The organism is Hyalangium versicolor, from assembly GCF_020103695.1.
GTDB classification, from domain to species: Bacteria; Myxococcota; Myxococcia; order Myxococcales; family Myxococcaceae; genus Hyalangium; species Hyalangium versicolor.
Genome location: NZ_JAHXBF010000012.1, coordinates 87121 through 104173 on the forward strand (window position 1 = coordinate 87121; position 17053 = coordinate 104173).

General features: G+C 64.1%; 9 protein-coding genes and 1 CRISPR repeat array (1 of these 10 cut by a window edge). Of the genes, 6 read left to right on the top strand and 3 right to left on the bottom strand.

Going from position 1 to position 17053, the window contains the following annotated elements; genetic code table 11:
• The 6 genes from cas10 to cas6 are packed head-to-tail and all read left to right on the top strand — an operon-like array spanning position 1 to position 5999.
• Complete coding sequence (gene cas10 / locus KY501_RS24825; protein ID WP_224365783.1) at positions 1-1782, top strand: type III-B CRISPR-associated protein Cas10/Cmr2; 1782 nt, start codon at positions 1-3, stop codon at positions 1780-1782.
• Positions 1779-2927 carry a type III-B CRISPR module-associated Cmr3 family protein gene (locus tag KY501_RS24830; protein ID WP_224365785.1) on the top strand — a complete coding sequence of 383 codons (1149 nt, stop codon included), beginning with the start codon at positions 1779-1781 and terminating at the stop codon, positions 2925-2927. The genes cas10 and KY501_RS24830 overlap by 4 nt, the downstream gene beginning before the upstream one ends.
• Positions 2924-3832, top strand: coding sequence for a type III-B CRISPR module RAMP protein Cmr4 (gene cmr4 / locus KY501_RS24835; protein WP_224365787.1), 909 nt, complete (start codon positions 2924-2926; stop codon positions 3830-3832). Before KY501_RS24830 ends, cmr4 begins: the two co-directional genes overlap by 4 nt.
• Positions 3829-4224 (top strand): type III-B CRISPR module-associated protein Cmr5, encoded by a 396-nt coding sequence (locus KY501_RS24840; protein WP_224365789.1) that lies wholly within the window; start codon positions 3829-3831, stop codon positions 4222-4224. The genes cmr4 and KY501_RS24840 overlap by 4 nt, the downstream gene beginning before the upstream one ends.
• Entirely contained in the window at positions 4202-5386 is a 1185-nt protein-coding gene (cmr6, locus tag KY501_RS24845) for a type III-B CRISPR module RAMP protein Cmr6 (protein WP_224365791.1), read from the top strand. The genes KY501_RS24840 and cmr6 overlap by 23 nt, the downstream gene beginning before the upstream one ends.
• A gap of 1 nt (position 5387) precedes the next feature.
• Complete coding sequence (cas6, locus tag KY501_RS24850; RefSeq protein ID WP_224365794.1) at positions 5388-5999, top strand: type I-MYXAN CRISPR-associated protein Cas6/Cmx6; 612 nt, start codon at positions 5388-5390, stop codon at positions 5997-5999.
• On the opposite strand, the gene KY501_RS24855 is transcribed toward cas6, so the two are convergent.
• Genes KY501_RS24855 through KY501_RS24865 form a run of 3 tightly spaced genes read right to left on the bottom strand, consistent with a single transcriptional unit; the run spans position 5992 to position 15688 of the window.
• Positions 5992-9372: a DUF499 family protein gene (locus tag KY501_RS24855; RefSeq protein ID WP_224365796.1), complete on the bottom strand. Its 3381-nt coding sequence runs from the start codon at positions 9370-9372 to the stop codon at positions 5992-5994. The genes cas6 and KY501_RS24855 overlap by 8 nt on opposite strands.
• On the bottom strand, positions 9369-12239 hold the full coding sequence (locus tag KY501_RS24860) for a DUF1156 domain-containing protein (RefSeq protein ID WP_224365798.1): 2871 nt from the start codon (positions 12237-12239) through the stop codon (positions 9369-9371). Before KY501_RS24860 ends, KY501_RS24855 begins: the two co-directional genes overlap by 4 nt.
• A gap of 2 nt (positions 12240-12241) precedes the next feature.
• Entirely contained in the window at positions 12242-15688 is a 3447-nt protein-coding gene (locus KY501_RS24865; RefSeq protein WP_224365800.1) for a helicase-related protein, read from the bottom strand.
• Positions 15689-16125: 437 nt separating this feature from the next.
• Positions 16126-17053: direct repeats of the CRISPR family, unit length 36 nt; it runs 18671 nt beyond the window's last position.

Consider the following 17053-nt stretch of genomic DNA (forward strand, 5'->3'; position numbering starts at 1 on the left):
GTGCCCGCGCATCTGCTCCTCATGAGCCTTGGCCCCGTACAGGAGTTCATTGCTCAAGCCAGGCGTACCCGCGATCTCTGGTTCGGCAGCCACGTGCTCAGTGAACTCTGCCAGCGGGCAGCCTCAGCAGCTCTGGAGCGAAATGCAGAGCTCATCATTCCCGCGATCCTCGACACACCTGAATCCGCCACAGGTGTTCCCAACAAGCTCCTGCTCCTGGTGAAGGAAGGTGATCCGCGTGGGGTCGCCCAAGCGGCAAGAGAGGCCGCACGCGCCCGCCTGCGTGAATGGGCAAGCCAGGTCTGGCGAGACCACTCACAGCTCGTCGATCCCACTGCCGAGGATGCCGCTCGGGAGCATGTGGACTCATTCCTCGAGTTCCATGCGGCCTGGACCTCGTTCGAACCTGGGAGCGGATATGCCGAGGCGCTGCGCCGCACCGAGGCTGCGTTGGCAGGGCGCAAGCGGCTGCGAGCCTTCAACCCCTGGTCACGCCAGCGTGGTGGCGTCCACAAGTCCAGCCTGGATGGCGCACGAGAGTCGGTGCTGAGGGAGGGCCCTCGTCGCGGAAGCGAGTGGAAGCGCTTCCGCATCGGTAGGCGTGAGCAGTTGGACGCCATCGGCCTGCTCAAACGCACGGGTGGAGCCCCCGGACAGTTCATCCCTGTGCCCACCATCGGTCTGGCCGCCTACACGGCTCTCGCCCAGGCGGAGTGCGCCCGAGAGCTGGAGATACTCACCGCCGAGTGTGAGCGCCTGCGCCGCCATGAAATCCTGACGAAGGTGCGGGAGGGACCAAGAGGATGGGTTCGCAGCTTCCCTTTCGATGCTCAGCTCCTGCTCCCGGGCCGCTGGCGGACCCACCTCGAGGAGCAGGAGCTGCCTGCCGCGGAGGCCACCCGCTTCGGCCAGTTCGTCACTCCATTGCTGAGCAAGCTGGGCGAGCCATTCCCGTATGTCGCTTGCCTCGTGGCGGATGGCGATCGCATGGGTGACACTCTCCAGGATCTGGCGAAGCACGGCCACACGGCGCACCAGGAGCTGTCTCGAGGGCTTTCCCGCTTCGCCGCGAAGGCCCGGCACATCATCGAAGAGAAGCACCGGGGAGTGCTCGTCTACGCCGGCGGGGATGACGTGCTCGCCTTTGTCTGCCTTCCGGACGCACTGAACTGCGCGGCCGAGTTGCACCGTGCCTTCAGCGAAGCCATGAGCGAGTCCCTCAAGGACAAGCACGTGCGGCAGCAACCCACGCTGTCCGTGGGCATCGGGATAGGCCACGTGCTGGAGAGCCTCGGGGACCTGTTGACGCTGGGACGACACGCGGAAGCCATGGCCAAGGGCAAGGATCGCAATGGGCTCGCGCTGCTCGCCCGCCTGCATTCGAGCCGCGAGCACTCCTGGCGAGGGCGGTGGTCTGACAATCCTGTGAAGGTGCTCGAGGCGGCTGTCTCCCTTCGAGAGAAGGGAGCACTGCCGTTGAAGAAGGTCCAGGAGGTACAAGAGGCGCTGCGGCGAATGCCCGCGGGTGACGGCTCTCGCACGGAAGTCTCATCCTGGGGCCGCGTATTGACGCGAGAAGTGTCCCGGATTCTGGACAGGGTGGAGGCGAGTCCTGGCAGCGCGGGACTCACGCCAGCCGCAGCAGGGTTGCTGCTTGAGGATTCTCTGCCCGCAGAGGAAGTCCGCGCCCGCGTGGAGTCGTGGGCGGAACGCATGTGGCTGGCAGAGATGTTGGCTCGAGCCACCCCACGACCGCGCGCCCCTCGAGGAGGTGAGGCATGAGCCACGCGCGCTTTGCCCTGCTGCCGAGGGATGGACTGTTCTGCAAGGACGGCCGCGGCTGGTACACCAGCGATGTGGGCCGCAGCCACGCCCATGTCTGGCCCCCGCCCTCCACCCTCCGGGGCGCGCTCAGAGCTGCGTGGGGCCACTCCCTGATGGCCCGTACCCAGGAGGTACTGACGCCTGAGGCATGGGAGCGTGAGACGCGAGGGGTGACCCTCGGTCCACTGCTGGCGCTCCGGCGGCCCTGGGGCCACCGTTTCACGCCAGAGCATCGGCTGTGGCCTGTCCCAGCGGATGCCCTGTCCGTGGGGGGACAACTGCGCCGCCTCCTGCCTCGCCCCACAGATGTGGCCACGCTGGGTCCTGATGATGACGACGCCCTGGAGGCACTGTGGTATCCGCCCCTGCCCCCAGGCAAACCAGATCCTCTGCCTCCCTTCTGGACGGATGAGTGCATGCGGTGCTGGCTGCGCGGGGAAATCCCCGCTCCCCAGAGCGTTCCAGAACTGGTCCGCCGCAATGACGTGCGAGTCACCCTGGATCCGGCCACTCAGGCGGCCATGCCAGGCATGCTGTACCAGGCAGAGGTGCTGGAGACCTTGGACCGGAGCGGGGAGTGGGCACTCGGGGTGGAGTGCGCTCTGCCAGAGGAGGCGCCCGGCTTTCCCCGCGGGCTGGTGGGCCTTGGAGGCAAGCGAAGACTGGCTGTTGCCGAACCGGTGGATGCGGAGCTCTTCACGGCGCCAGGAGATCTGCCGAAGCGAGCCCCCGGACTGCGTCTCGTGCTGGCCACACCCGCGGAGTTCCAACGCGGCTGGCTCCCAGACGGCTTGAAGCGCGGCGAGCACGAGGGCCGCCCCGCTTGGGTGGGGCTGCTGCCTGGAGTAGAGGATCCGGTGGTACTTCGGGCCGCACTGGTGCCCCGGCCGCTCGAGCTGTCCACCTGGGACATGGCTCGGAGGAAGCCCCGAGCTACACGCCGGCTGGTCCCCGCGGGGGCCACCTACTTCTTCGAGAAGGCAGACGGGCACGACTTCACCGCCCTGCAAACGTTGTGGCTGGCCGCATGGGGTGGTGGCCGCGAGGAAGGCCTCGGGCGAGTCCTGCCCGGGCACTGGAACCCCGAGGAGGGACGCACTTGAGCCTGGAGACCCGGCCGTACCTGCTGCACGCGCTGTCACCCCTTCACGCGGGGACAGGACAGAGCGTTGGTGTCATCGATCTGCCCATTGCCCGCCTGCGCGCGACGAACATCCCGTTCGTCCCAGGCTCATCTCTCAAGGGCGTGCTGCGCGAGGCCCACCGAGGACGCCTGCCGTCCCCTGAATGGGAAGCCCTGTTCGGCCCCCTGAGGAAGGTGAGCGGCCAGGAAGGAGACGAAGCGTTGGATCACGCAGGCGCTCTGGTGGTGGGCGACGCGCGGTTGGTGGCGCTGCCGGTGCGCAGCTTCTTTGGCACCTTCGCTCTGGTGTCCTCGCCACTGCTGCTCAATCTGGCCCGCCGCGATCTGGCTGACCTGGCGGGGCTACCTGCTCCCATGGGGCGCGTGGCCGGCCCTAGCGCGCGAGTGGGCCCGGGCAACGTCACCGTCACCCCGAAGGATCGCCAGATCCTCTTGGAAGATCTGGACCTGGGAGTGCAGGAAGAGCGCCTGGTGGAGGAATGGGCTCGCTTCCTGGGAGGGGCTCTGCCGCAAGACGAAGAGTTCTTCCGGGAGCGTTTCGTCGTCGTGGATGACGAGACGATGGACTTCCTGCTCGAGACGGCCACGCAGGTGGACACACGCGTGCGCATCAACCCCGAGACGGGCACGGTCGCCGAGGGAGCGCTATGGAAGGAGGAGAGCCTGCCCGCGGAGACACTGTTGGTGGGCGGGTTGGCAGCAGGACCGAGCCTGCGACGCGAGACAAGGCTGAGCGCGACCACTGTCCTGGACCAAGCACTGAAGGGGATCAGTATGCTGCAACTGGGCGGCAAGGCCACCATCGGCAGAGGGCGATGCCGGCTGGCGCTGTGGCCAGATTCTGCCCAGGGGACGCGGCGATGAAGCGTCTGACACGTGAGCAACTTCGTGCGCTCCATGCCTACCAGTGTGTGGAGAGAGTCCCCGAGCCGGAACGCTCGGACTACGGAACGCGCGTAGGCGCCCTGGGCAGCGCTGTGCTGCGCAATGGCCTGGCGGCAGCCCTGGCCTTCCTGGAGCGGGAGCGGGAGAAACCGGCTGCCCACCGCCTCTTGGATGACCTGGCCTGCTCTGGAATCCCTGGGCTCTCCCATGTGAAAGGCAAGGAGTTGCCAGGCAAGGTGCGCGCCCTGGAGCTGCGAAGCTACATGCTCGCAACCCGCGAGGTGCTCCACCTGGTGGTCTGGTTCCAACGGGCAGTTCAAGCGACCTTGACGAAGAAGGAGGGGGATCATGTGGCTGGCTCCAGGCCCTGAGCGTGAAGACAGGGCCTGGCTCGAGAAGGCCATCCCCAGTCACGCAGGGCTGGCTCATGAGCGCTGGGCACCTCTGCCAGTGCTGCTGGCCAAAGAAGCGCAGGGCTCGACCGAGCGCAACCAGTGGATGGACCGCCTGGCGCAGTGCCGTGAGCCGGAGCGCTACGCCCACGCATATCGCCGGTGGGAGGATTCGCTGAAAGGGCCCGACATCCTTCGCTTCACCGTCCGAGCTCTGGGACGCGTCCTAGTGGGACACGGCAACCCGACAGCAACGGGGGTGGGACTGACGCTGCACCACACCTGGGGGGTACCGATGCTGCCAGGCTCTGCGCTCAAGGGGCTCACCGCGAACTACGTTCAGGCAGTCTATGGGCCCGGTGCCGATCCTGGGACGGACGAGCGCGATCCCTTCCGGGGTTTGACGTGGAAAGGGCCGCGACCGATTCGAGGGGCGGGGTGGGTATTCCGGCTGCTCTTCGGATCTCCAGATGTGGATACCTCTGGAGAAGAGGCCCTGGCGGGGAAGATCCGCTTCCACGACGCGCTATGGGTGCCCACGAAAGCGAGCCCCATGCTAGCGCGCGATGTTCTCACCGTACACCAGCGGAGGTACTACGAGAGCGGCGGCACGCAGTGGCCCGGGGACTTCGATGATCCCAACCCGGTGTCCTTCCTCACGCTAGCGCCAGGAGGCTGCTTCCTCATAGCGCTGGAGCTGTCGTCAGGAGTCGAGGAGGGACAGGTACTGCTCGAGCGCGCGGGCCGCTACGTAGCAGAGGCCCTGGAGGAATGGGGCCTGGGAGGGAAGACAAGTGCGGGATATGGGCGCTTCGTTCGTGAGGATCAGCCCGCGACAACCGGGCAGGCGAGGACGGCGGTCCGTCCGCTCCAGGAACTCACCTCCGCCGCCCTGACAGAGCTCAAGACATGGCTGGAAGAGCAGAAGGCGACGGGAGTAGGCCAACGCGAGCAGTTCCGGCTCCTGGAGCGCAATTGGAAGACTCGTCTTCTCGGGCTTGGCACAGCGGAGCAGCGGGCAGCAGCGCACCTGATCAAGAAGTACCTGCGGCTCAAGCGCGAAGCGGAGCAGCAGCAGTTGAATGCACTCCTCTCCCAGCTCGGCGGGAGCGAGGCCCCGCCTTCCAACTCACGAGATTGACATGCCCTTCATCGACCTCGTTTTCCCCGTGCAGGGCGGTCCCGTGCCGCTCGATCACGCCTACCTTTTGTTCTCGGCGTTGTCGCGTCGCATCCCCTCTCTGCACGAGTGCCGGGACATCGGTGTCTTCAATCTGCGCGGGGCACAGGCATCCCGAGGGATGCTGCACCTGGGAAACGGATCGCTGCGGCTGCGCTGCTCGACGGAGGCTGCTGCACTTCTCCTCCCTCTCACCGGCAGCCCACTCGAGCTTGCGGGCCACAAGCTCCGCCTGGGGAGCCCCACGGTGTATCCACTCTCTTGCCCCTCCTCTCTCTCGGCACGCGTCGTCACCTTCAAGCACGCCATCGACGAAAGCACGTTTCGCACGTCTACACGAAAGTTCATGGAGGCGCTGGGCTGTGTGGGAACCCCACAAATCGGCCGACGACGTGTCATCTCGATCGCAGGGAAGAAAGTGGTCGGCTTCGCCCTCATCGTCAGCGACCTCTCGCCCCAGTCCTCCGTGTTGATCCAGGAGAGGGGCTTGGGTGGACGACGCCACCTGGGCTGTGGACTGTTTCTCCCCACCCGCGCCCACCCGCTCACGGACATCCGTCATGTAGCTATTTAAGCTGCCATTGGGCTGAGACGCGTCCCAGCATCTCATTGAGCCTGGCCAACGCCTCGGCAGACGGCCGCTCCCCTTCGGCGGCAATAGTGATCCTGAATGAGAACGAGAGCTCAGGTGCAGCGCGCTTCAACTCCACGACCGTCTCAGCGAAATCCTGAACCTCTTGAGCCGTCAGCTGAGCCTCGGCGCGCAGCGCAGCCTTGGGCATGCGGACACGAACGTCAAAGATGGACCTCCCCGACGGTAACGCCTTCCGTGGGTCGTTCAAGGTGAAGAGCTTGCGCCCCAGCGCACTCTCGACCGCCGAGCGAAACAGACTCTCGGAGAGGGCACGGCCTTTCTCCGCTTCAAGCGCTCCCTTGAGCTTGCCCAGTGTCGGTGCACTTCCCTTCCATACTGCCTGAGTCGCTGAAGAGACCAACTCGGCCGCATCCAGTTCCACCACTTCGACCAACCTGAACCGTACACGCTCCATCTCTTCCGGAGCGCAGGGCCACGTCCCCTCTTCGACTACCTCGAAGAGGCGCGTTGTAAGCGCTTCACTCACCGCAGCCTGAAGCAACGTCCATGGAACCGAATGCCCTCGCCTCCCGGCGATGGCTCGAACAATCGAGGCCAACGGGCTATGTCCTTCACTCCATGCCTCGGGAAGCCCCTTCGGTCCCAGTTCCCCCCCCCGCACCGCAGGAGGCGGCGAAAGCAGTTCCAGGTCGTGGGCAATAGGGCCCTCTGGCAAGGCCTGCCGCAGGAAAACCTGGCCGCCTGTACGTGCCATGAGCAATCCCCGCTGCACGGCCATGCGCACGGCTCGGTCGATGACCTCGGGGGAAGCAACCCGGGGGTGGAGGATGCCCTCAAACATGGACTCGATACGCGCAAGGCCGAGCGGCGCCGATTCCATCAGCCAGAGTCCTTCGATGCGCCCAGGCATCAGCAGTTCCGGATCCAGTTCGTGGAGCACCGCGAACGCAACGGGCAGGACCTCCAGCCCGGCTTGGGTCAGATGTTCTGGCTCCAACCCCGTCCTCCAAAAAGTCCGCACGAAGCCCTCCGCCTGAGCGAACTGGAGCACAATCTTCCCCTCACGGACTCCGCGGCCCAGCGAATCGTGAAGCACACGCAGCTTCAAGAGCCGGGGCAGACGGGGTAGCTGCGCAAAGGCTGCCACGAGCTCTCGAGCCTGCTTCGACCGCTCGCCAGTTACCCAGAGGTCCAGATAACTCCCGGGAAGCAACAACTCGGGATCAATGCTCGTGGTGAGAAGCCGCTCAGCCTCGAGCAGCACCTTCTTCGACCGCTCGAATGCACTCTCCGGACCGGGAGATAGCTGTCTGGCCTCGACAGCGCCCGCCTCATCTACGGCAAGGAGTACGCTGTAAGCAGCCCGGACAGCATCAGGGAGGCCGTCCTCAGCCTCGCGTTTGCGTCGTTGAAGCTCCTTCCTCTGGACATCGGAGAGCAGCTTTGCACCCTCGCCTGCTTCGACGACGCGCCAGGCAAGTACTCGGAGCACCCGTTCGCGCAGCCCCGCGAGCCGAGCACGCTCCGGGGCAATGGCAATCAAGGCATTGCGGTAGGTTCTCGGGTTCCTGGGACCGCTCGTCGTATTGAAGTACGCCTCGGCACTCAGCGGGATGGGCTTACCGAGTTCCACCGCACATTCGGGCGGCAACACCACCCAGTGCAGCTCCGACGTGTCGCTGACATCCTTGGGGCTGTCTGGCAGATGGTGTGCCACTACACCGTCCTCGACGTCTCCGAGCCGGGCGGCGCGAATTCTCGACCGGAGCTCGTCGGAGACCTGCTCGGGCTTCAAGGAGATCTGCTCCAATGCCCGCAGGTGCATGTGCGTGAGATTCGGCTGGGTACCGAGCCGCCAGAGACCTGGCTCCTCGGACAGGAACCACGAGAAATCACGCCACCTGCCAAGAGCCTCGGTGAGGGCCGAGACATCCACCGTTGGGTGGGCGAGCAGGGCGTAGAGTTCTGTCGCATCCGCCTTCTGGCCGCGTGGTTGCGAGTGAAGAAAGGTCCCAATGACTGCTTCTTCAATCTCTCGGGCCAGGAGACTTGGGAATGCATCCTGCACCTCACGTGCCTTCTCCAACTCACCCACGAGGATCTTCGGCCAATCGCCCTCTCCTTCGCATTGCTTCACCAATTCGAGCATGGCTTCTGATAATTCAGCGCCATGACTCAGCAGGGCCCCAGGCCCCATCAGGATGTCCCGCCTGGCCTTGTCGACGCTTCGGCATGCCAGGGCCAGCAATCGAAGCACGCCTCGCGTGCGCTGGAAGCCAGGGAACTGGGTCCACTTCTGATAGAGCACATCGAGCAGATCCGGCTGGAAGGGGTATGAACGGACGAGCCGATCGTAGGCCTGCTGGCCCTTCTGCCCCTCACGAAGAGGGAGCTGCTGCATCCGCGCCATGAGCGCATCCACGATCGAGCGGCGCTCAGGCTCGGGCGCAACGCTCTCGAAGAGCCTACGACGAAGAACCTCGGCCAGTTCGTCCTTGCCTACTGGCTCGACAGTCTCCTCGGCTCTGCCGAACTCGTCTTCGAGCGCGCGAAGGACCTGTCCTCCCGTGACATCCTGAGCCTCGAGCGCAGAGGCAATGAGCGTGGCGACAAATGAACAGCGCTCGACCTTTCCCACGGCTTGAATGAGTGCGTGGAAGAAGTCCTTCAACGTCCCAAGCCGCCGGGGATCCTCGTTGACAGCCGAGCGACAGTACCAGACCGCTTCGTCCAAGAGCACGAGGGTCGCGAGACCCTGTGCCGCCGGCATACGGAGGAGTTCGACCAACAGGGGCTCGGCGGGTGGATCATAACCGTCTTCATGAGCTCTCACCCGCGCCAATCCACTCTCTCCAGCGAGCTGGTATGCGAGCGCTCCCCAGGGTGTACGCACTCGCCGCGTCACTCCATCAGGGCCGTAAACCTGCAAGCCCTCATGGACGTCGAATTTGTCGAGAGGCAACAGAGCGACACGGGCGCGAGGCAACTGCTGCAAACCTGCAAACTGGGTGAACTCCCTGACCACGGGATGTTCCCCCAACCGCTGGCCCTGTTCAGCCAGGTGGAGCAAAGTAATCAGAGTGTGCGTCTTGCCACCACCATAGGAGACCTGCAACCGAACCACAGGCGCTCCCGGTTGGCCCGCGAGTCGTTGAAGACACTCCCGGACGAGACGCTTGAGATTGTATGTAGGAAAGGTACGCGAAAAGAATGCCTCGGCGTCGCGATAGACGGAATGTGCCTCCCGTGTGCGGACAGCATTCAGATCAGCGGCGAATTCCGCCAAGCGGAGCAAGCCTGTGCGAACCTCTTCGCGCACGCGACAGCCCTCGTGCCAGGAAGCAAGTGTCATACGGTTTTATCCTGGGTAAAGAGCGTCTGCTGAGAGGGCGCTGCGACAGAGCGCGGTTCCTTGCCACGTCCCCAGGCCACGATGGCCTCAAGCAACGAGCGCTCCCGGGACTTGGGCTCGCTCATCTCGAGCACAGCTTGCGCCACGGTCCAGAACAGCTCGCTCTGCGAGAACCCCTGTTCCCTCGCGTATTCATGCAGCGTCTCCGTCTCACCTGCCGACCAGAGGTGCATCATCCGGTGGAGCACGTCGATGAATGGCAGCCCTCCGGAGGGATGCAACATCCCCAGGCCATCCCTCTTTCGTTCGTCCCAGGAGAGCAACCGGAGATCGCTGCTGCGTCCGGAATCCTCCTCTTCATCTCCGGCCGCATCTCCATCCTCACCCGAGCGTGTCTTCTTCCCATGAGCCAGGAGCCCGCGGGGTTTGCGCAGTGCGGCGAGTTCGAGATTGTACCCCTGCAAGAGGAGAAGACACTCCCCCGCAGGCGCAGACTCGAGACCAAAGGACGAGCGGTGCATGAGGTAGTAACGTGTCCACTCATCCAGCCCTTGGGTCGACACTCCATGAAGCAGTTGCTCAAGCGCAAAGTCCGTCACGAGACGGCGAACCTCTCGTAGAAACTCCCCGACCGTAAAAGGGGACCCATCGATGCGCCGAACCTCGCGGAAGAGCGAGTATGCCTCGAGCGCTGGTCCCACTGCCGCCCAAACAAAATCGGGTCCGGAGACGCCGAGTTCCCAAAAGTAACGCAGACGCTCAGAGATCCGCTCGTGCATCTGCTTTTGCACCTCGCTGTAGCGCCCAACACCCGAGTCTGCGCGACGCGGGCGGCAGACAAGCCAGACAGAGGTTGAGAGATGGGCTGCTTTGTCGGCTCCGAGTCTAGCCGTGCGTTCGGTATCAATCGGCAGGGAGCTTGTCACCGTACATCCTGCACGGATGAGCGAGGTGACCAGAGCATCCCACGCTTCCGGTTGTTTGTTCGCGAAGACGACGACAAGCCTGCCATCTGGCACAAGAGCCTGAACCGCCTTCGAGAACGCGGCAACCATTCCTTCCTCATACCGACGCCTGGCTGCCTCACTGTCTCCCTGCGCGTAGGCCGCGTGTTGAATCAGCTCTTCACTTCGCGGCACCACTTCATTTCCCTCGAAGACCTCGGGATAGAGATCACCCACGGTACGGCGAAGCCATACATAGAAGAAGTCCGAGAGATCGGCATACGGAATGGCTCCGTAGTAAGGAGGATCCGTGATGATGGCATCGACCTGCAACGGAGCGTGCGAGCGAGTAGCGCTCTGATGAAGCACCTCCGCATCCCCACGTGCAGCCGAGCAGAGCCCCGCGATGGCTTCCACGACCAGAGCCAGAGCGGTGGAGTAGCCACCCGTTGCGTCAGACGCTGCGGGAACCTCGCAAAAGTCCCATGTCATCGGAAGGGCGTACTTGGCGAAGGAGTGCGAGACAAACTCGCCCCCTGGCTGCCACGTACAGATGGAGCTGTTCCTGTCTGCAGCCCGAGAGAGCACACAGTAGAGGTACCCCTGGACAGCCTCCGCCAGGGCGGTATCTCCTGTCGCCCGCACAACCTCACGGCCTGCCTCGCGCGTCCACTTTGAGATCACGCCAAGCGCGAGTTGCTGTCGAGGCGCGAAGACCTGTCCCCAGTGCACGATGCCATACTTCGGGAGGCTTGCGACTCCGCGAGCCCCATTCGGTGGTGGGACGGGTTCAACCGCACACAGCGGCTCAAACAGCGGACCAAAAGGGAGTGTCTTCATGAACTCCGGACAGTCGCGAGCCGCAAGCTCTACCGCCTCCATTTCTTCTGCTGTCGGCTCACGGTATTCCTTCCCATCCCGCCCCTCGACTGCCACAGCGGTGAGGAGTACTCGCAGCCGACCAGAAACCCCGCAGCTGCGAATGTACTCCCTGCTCATGACAAGGGGCTGAGCATGGAGAAGACAGAACGCCTTGGCATTTGACACCGTTCCTTCGCCAACCTCGTCAGGGCTGCCAGGGGAGAACACCTCGCACCGGATCTGACGATTCAGGGGATCCGGTATCAGACGAAGCGCTCGCGCTCTCCCCTTTCTCGTGCAGAGCCACAGCGTCTTGAGTAACGGGACGGTTGCGCCACATTGCGGATCCTGACAAGGAATGGTGCGCGCCCAGAAGTAGGCAACGGAGCGCTTGCGCTCAATCGTAGGGAAGTACGGAGCAAGCTCCTGCTCCACCCTCTCATGAACCCAATACCCCCAATACCTCACCTGCTCCGCCAGTCCCCCTTCCCGCTCAGCCATGCCCACGGCCACAAGCTGAGTTCCAGACTTCGTGGACGCAGCTTGCGGCAGAGGCCATCTCTTCCCCGCCAGACGACTCGGAAACTCGATCGTGCACTTCAAGATGAACCAAGCCACTGGATTATACTCGACCGCCAGGGCATGCGCGCCGAGCCGCATCGCTTCCAGCGGGATGGCTCCCCCTCCAGAGAAGATATCGAGCACTCTGGGAGCACCTCCTCCGTAGGCCTTGCTGATCAACCCCCGAAGCCGTTCCAGCTCACCCTCGTCACTCGCCCCCCACCGTGTGACTTTCTCTATCCTCAGGCAGAGTTCCTGCCGCTGCCTCGCCGGATCGGAGGAACCTGTGAGCGCCTCATACTCCCTTCGAAGCTCTGGAGGAGCATCTTCAGGATCCGGCAACAGCGTTGCGATCACCGCAGAGCGGCAGGCCGCGAGCGGACGTCGTGCCGGCCAGATGTGCAGCGTCGAGAGATGGCCTCTGCGCCCGGCGGACTTCTCATGTTTCGAGTCCGCGCTGGCCTTCTTCAACGGAAATGCTTGTTCGATGAGCCGGCGCACCCTCAATCCTCCTCGCCCATAGGCCGATGCTCATCCGACTCGAACCCGAGCACGTCAGCCACATTGATCGTCACACCGCCCTTGGGCTTGCCCATACCCTGCCCCGCGGGATCCTTGACGCACCGGAGCACGGGTGAAGAGTCACAGTGATAGACGACGTAGAGCCAATAGCGCTCGGGATGATTCCTGGCCTGCAGCCACTCGTTTTCGGTCAGCTCCACCCCTCCCGTTCGAGCCCGCCCCTTGACCTCGATGTAGCGCACCTCTCCATCAGGACGGACCGACTTCAGATCGAAGCCCCGTTTCTCGAGAGGGTCCGAGACGTCCTCGACGCTGGCACTCCGCTGGAGTTCATACTCGCGCGCAACGCGCATGGCGATGGCCTCGATCTGCGCATCCTGATGCCTCGAGCTCGGCTCGGACGGCATAGGAATCACCAATGCTCGCGCGTAGATCGTCACGGGCCCCAGGCGTAGGGAGTCAACCTCGACGAGGAGCGAAGACTCCGAAGCGGCCCGGCGCGCATCGAGTGTACGCAACTCCTCCTCGCATCGCGCCAGCTTCGTCTTCGCTGCAGGGTCTCCCTTCGCGAGCGCCCCCTTCAACCGCCCGCGACGCTCAAGCAGCTCGGCTTCATAAAGGCTGTACGCGCTGTGCAGTTGCGCCTGCCGCTCCGCGAGGCGCGCCTCCTCCGCCCGCCTCGATCGCTCCAAGGCCGGCGCTCCCAATCGCTCATAGATGAACGCCTCGACCGGCGCCGTGTCACTCGCTCGCTCGCCCCACTCTTCCGCGAGGCTATCAGCATCTTCTGGCGTACCCTCCTGCACTTCGAGCAAGAGGTGCGCCGGGGCTTCCTCACAGCTCCCGTCCGCGAACCGTCGAATGCCAACCATGACTTCGTCGAGTGTCTCTTTGATGGACTCCTCCATGTTCTCCGGGCGCTCCTTCAGGACCGGCACCTTGGCCAGGTAGAACAGGTAGGGCTGTCTGGCTTCGGGATCGCGGAACATTCCTCCCTGATCGGCCAGGGTTCCGCACTGGCTGAGGAAAAGGGTAGTCACAGCCTCATAGACTGCCTCTCCCGGGTGGAGATAGATGGCTCGTGGGGCGAGCACCTTCGCCGGCAGTGCCAGCTCACGGCTGAAGGTCAACTGATTGTGCAGCTCCTCCGGGTAGCCCTGCATCGCTCGACGGATACTCTCGGGATACGGGCTGAGCGAGAAGATGCCGTCGATGTCACCTTCGATGCGAAGCCCCGCCAGGGGAGCTGCCTTCTCGAAGAAGCCTCGTACATACGAGGGCATCATGCGCCGGAGTTGCGCCTGCTCCTGCTTCAGCCGAAGCGCTTCGAGCAGGTTGCGTACCTCAGAGCACTCGACACGCCTGCTCTGCTCGGACAAGTGGAACTCCACCTTCTCGCGCGTCAAGGTGGCGTCAATTGTCTCCGCCACCGCTGCGTCCTGCCCTTCGACGACGGCACGGAAGATGAGATCCGGCAGCGACACCTCCCCAAACTGCTCTCCGATGACATCGAAGACCTTGTCCGTCCCCAGCTCCTTGCGAATGCGCTCGAGCTTGTTGAGGAGTACCTTGAGTACTCGGCCTTCTCGCGTCTCGGCTGCCACCAGGTTGAGAAGCATGACCTCATGCTGCTGCTTGTAGCGATGAACACGCCCCATTCGCTGCTCGATGCGGGCCGGGTTCCAAGGGATGTCATAGTTGACAAGAAGCCAGCAGAACTGGAGGTTGATGCCCTCGCCCGCCGCATCGGTGGCCACCATGTACCGGGCTCCGTTTGGATCACGGAAGAACTCCGCGGCACGATCGCGTTCCCGGTAATCCATGCCGCCATGAATGCTGGCAATCCTTCCACCGAGTCCGAGCCCCTCCAGGCGTCCAATCAGGAATTCCATCGTGTCCCGGTGCTCCGTGAAGATGAGCACCTTGGCCTCGGGAAGCGCCTCGAGCGCTTCCCAGAGCCGTTCGAATTTGCTCTCGTGCTGGCCTCCATGGACGTGCCGGGCGAGCCCCACCAACCTCCGGACCTCTTGGAGTTCTGCGCGAAGATCCTCGACAGAGACCGCATCGGTCGCGCTGGCGAGGGTCTCATCGTTCCGCTCGGATTCCTCCCTCCCCTCCTCGGCCTCTTCCTCATCTCCGGTCTTCACATCCCGAATGTCCTCGAGCGGAAGCTGTTGCTGCCTCGCCTCGAGCTCCCGCGCGGAGACCCGCCCCTGCTCCAGCCCCTGCAGCAACTCGGAGAGCTTCGCATCGCGCCGCTCCAGGGACTTGAGCAAGGCCCAGGTACTGGAGGCGAGCCTTCGCTGGAGCACACTCATGGCCAGGCCCGCAGCCCCGCGGTTGAGCTGCTTGGCGCGGTTGTAGTGCAGCTCGCAGTAGCGCGTCGTCGCCTCGTAGAGCTCCTGCTCCCCCAGGGTGAGCGGATACTCCACGGTCTTGCTCTCGCGAACCGGGTAGATGGGCGAGCTGTCGAAGCGGACCATCTCCTCCTTCATCCGCCGCAGGCAATACCGTGCGCGCCGCTCCCGGGACATCCGATTGAACGCCTCGGGCGTGGACAGCAACTCCGGCTCGAGCAATCGCCAGAGAAAGTAGTAGGGGTCGTCCTTCCCCATGTGAGGAGTGGCCGTCAGCAGGAGCAGGTGCCGACCTTGCGCTGCTATCTCAGAGGCGAGTTCGTAGCGCTTCGATGCGCGCACGGTGAGATCCGCGTCACGGGTAGCCGACAATTTGTGAGCCTCATCAAAGACGACAAGATCGTACGGACGGGCCTCGCGAAGATGGGTCCGCATCTTCGAGCGATCAACAGTGTCGATGCTGACCAGCGCCAGGCTGTTGCGTGGGTCTTCAAAGGGATTCTCGCGTAGCCCATCCGCGCTGGTGACGATCCGGAACTTGAGACGGAAGAGGTTGCGCAATTCGCGCTCCCAATTCCCGACCAGGCCAGCGGGCGGAATGATGAGTACGCGCTCGACGAGCCTGCGCAACAGCAGTTCGCGAACGTAGAGGCCTGCCATGATGGTCTTGCCAGCCCCTGCGTCATCGGCCAGGAGGAATCGGAGGCGCGGCTGGCGCAGGAAATGATCGTAGACCGCGATCAACTGGTGGGGCAGCGGATCGATGAGGGAGGTCTCTGTGGCGAAGGCGCTGTTGAACAGATAGGCGTGCGCCAACCGGTGGCTCTCCGCGACCCACCGCACCACCTGACTCTCTCCTCGGAACGCGGAGCTTCCGCCCAAGAGCAGTTCGAAGCGCTGCTCTGCCTCCGCAACAGGGCAGACGAACGCTTCCATCCCACCCGTTTTGCCATCGTCGAACCAGAGCTTGACGACTCGCCCGAGGAGTTCGACGGCACGAACGAGCCGCTCGCGTCCCATGCGCTTATCCTGCAACCTCGTGCCAGCCCGAAGTTTCTCGATGATGCTCATGTTGTTTCGTGCCGCCTCCTCTGGCGCTGTGTCATCCGGCACCGCTCTGCCCAACACGCCTCCCATGTCCACGGCGGGCCTTGATGCCTCGAAAGTTCTTCCAACCTCCTGAGTTGTATCACAGTCCCGCAGACCATGCTACCTCTCCGGTAGGATGGAATGGGAGGTGGGGTTCTCTTGCCGCTCTCCGCGCATCGGCAACGAGATCGCTCCCGGCTGAGGATGCCCCTGGGCGTTCCGGCATCACGGCGATGGGGGTCTTCCGCACCTGGCGCCCTGAGTGCGCCGTTGTCGGTGGAGCAAGACCTTCCGGCATTGCTCCGGGGGAACTTCCGTGCTCTGGGCGCCAGTTGGCAGAGCAACCGGGCTCGCTCAACGCCCTCCGGCACCACGGAGAGGGGACTTGAGCGCTACACGAGGAGAAGGCGGTACCAATCACGCTCAGCGCCTTCCGGCATCACGGCGAGCGGGACAACCTGCCGAGGTGGAGGTTATCCGCTCCATGCCTGGCGGTGCTCAACGCCTTCCGGCATCACGGCGAGGGGGACTGGCTGGGGGTCACCCCTTCGCGCTGCCACAGCTCGTGCTCAACGCCTTCCGGCATCACGGCGAGGGGGACCTTGCAGGTCTGGCCGACTGTCGGACCGATTATCTGCGCGTGCTCAACGCCTTCCGGCATCACGGCGAGGGGGACAGTCGGTGAGGCTGACGGCCGTGACCGACAACGGGTGCTCAACGCCTTCCGGCATCACGGCGAGGGGGACTCTTCACGGTGTACGTGAGCTTCGGGAAGGTGGAGTTGTGCTCAACGCCTTCCGGCATCACGGCGAGGGGGACCGCGGATGCGATTGCTCGTCGATGGAGCGTCGGGTGCTCAACGCCTTCCGGCATCACGGCGAGGGGGACCGTCGTCGCTCGACCCCGAAGCGGCACCACGGTCCAGGGTGCTCAACGCCTTCCGGCATCACGGCGAGGGGGACGTACGCTCATCCTCGGTAAACAGAGAGTCGGTGTCGCGTGCTCAACGCCTTCCGGCATCACGGCGAGGGGGACGGAGCCCACCCTTCAGCGACCGCACAAGTTCGTCTAGTGCTCAACGCCTTCCGGCATCACGGCGAGGGGGACATCTACTCGGCCGAGGTGGTGGTGCCAGACATGCAGTGCTCAACGCCTTCCGGCATCACGGCGAGGGGGACGACTGTATCCCGCGACCTGCGAGGTCACCCCCGCTTCGTGCTCAACGCCTTCCGGCATCACGGCGAGGGGGACTCCTCGGCAGTGTCGGGGAAGACGAACTCAGCTATCGTGCTCAACGCCTTCCGGCATCACGGCGAGGGGGACGTCACGTGTCGACGACACGGTCGG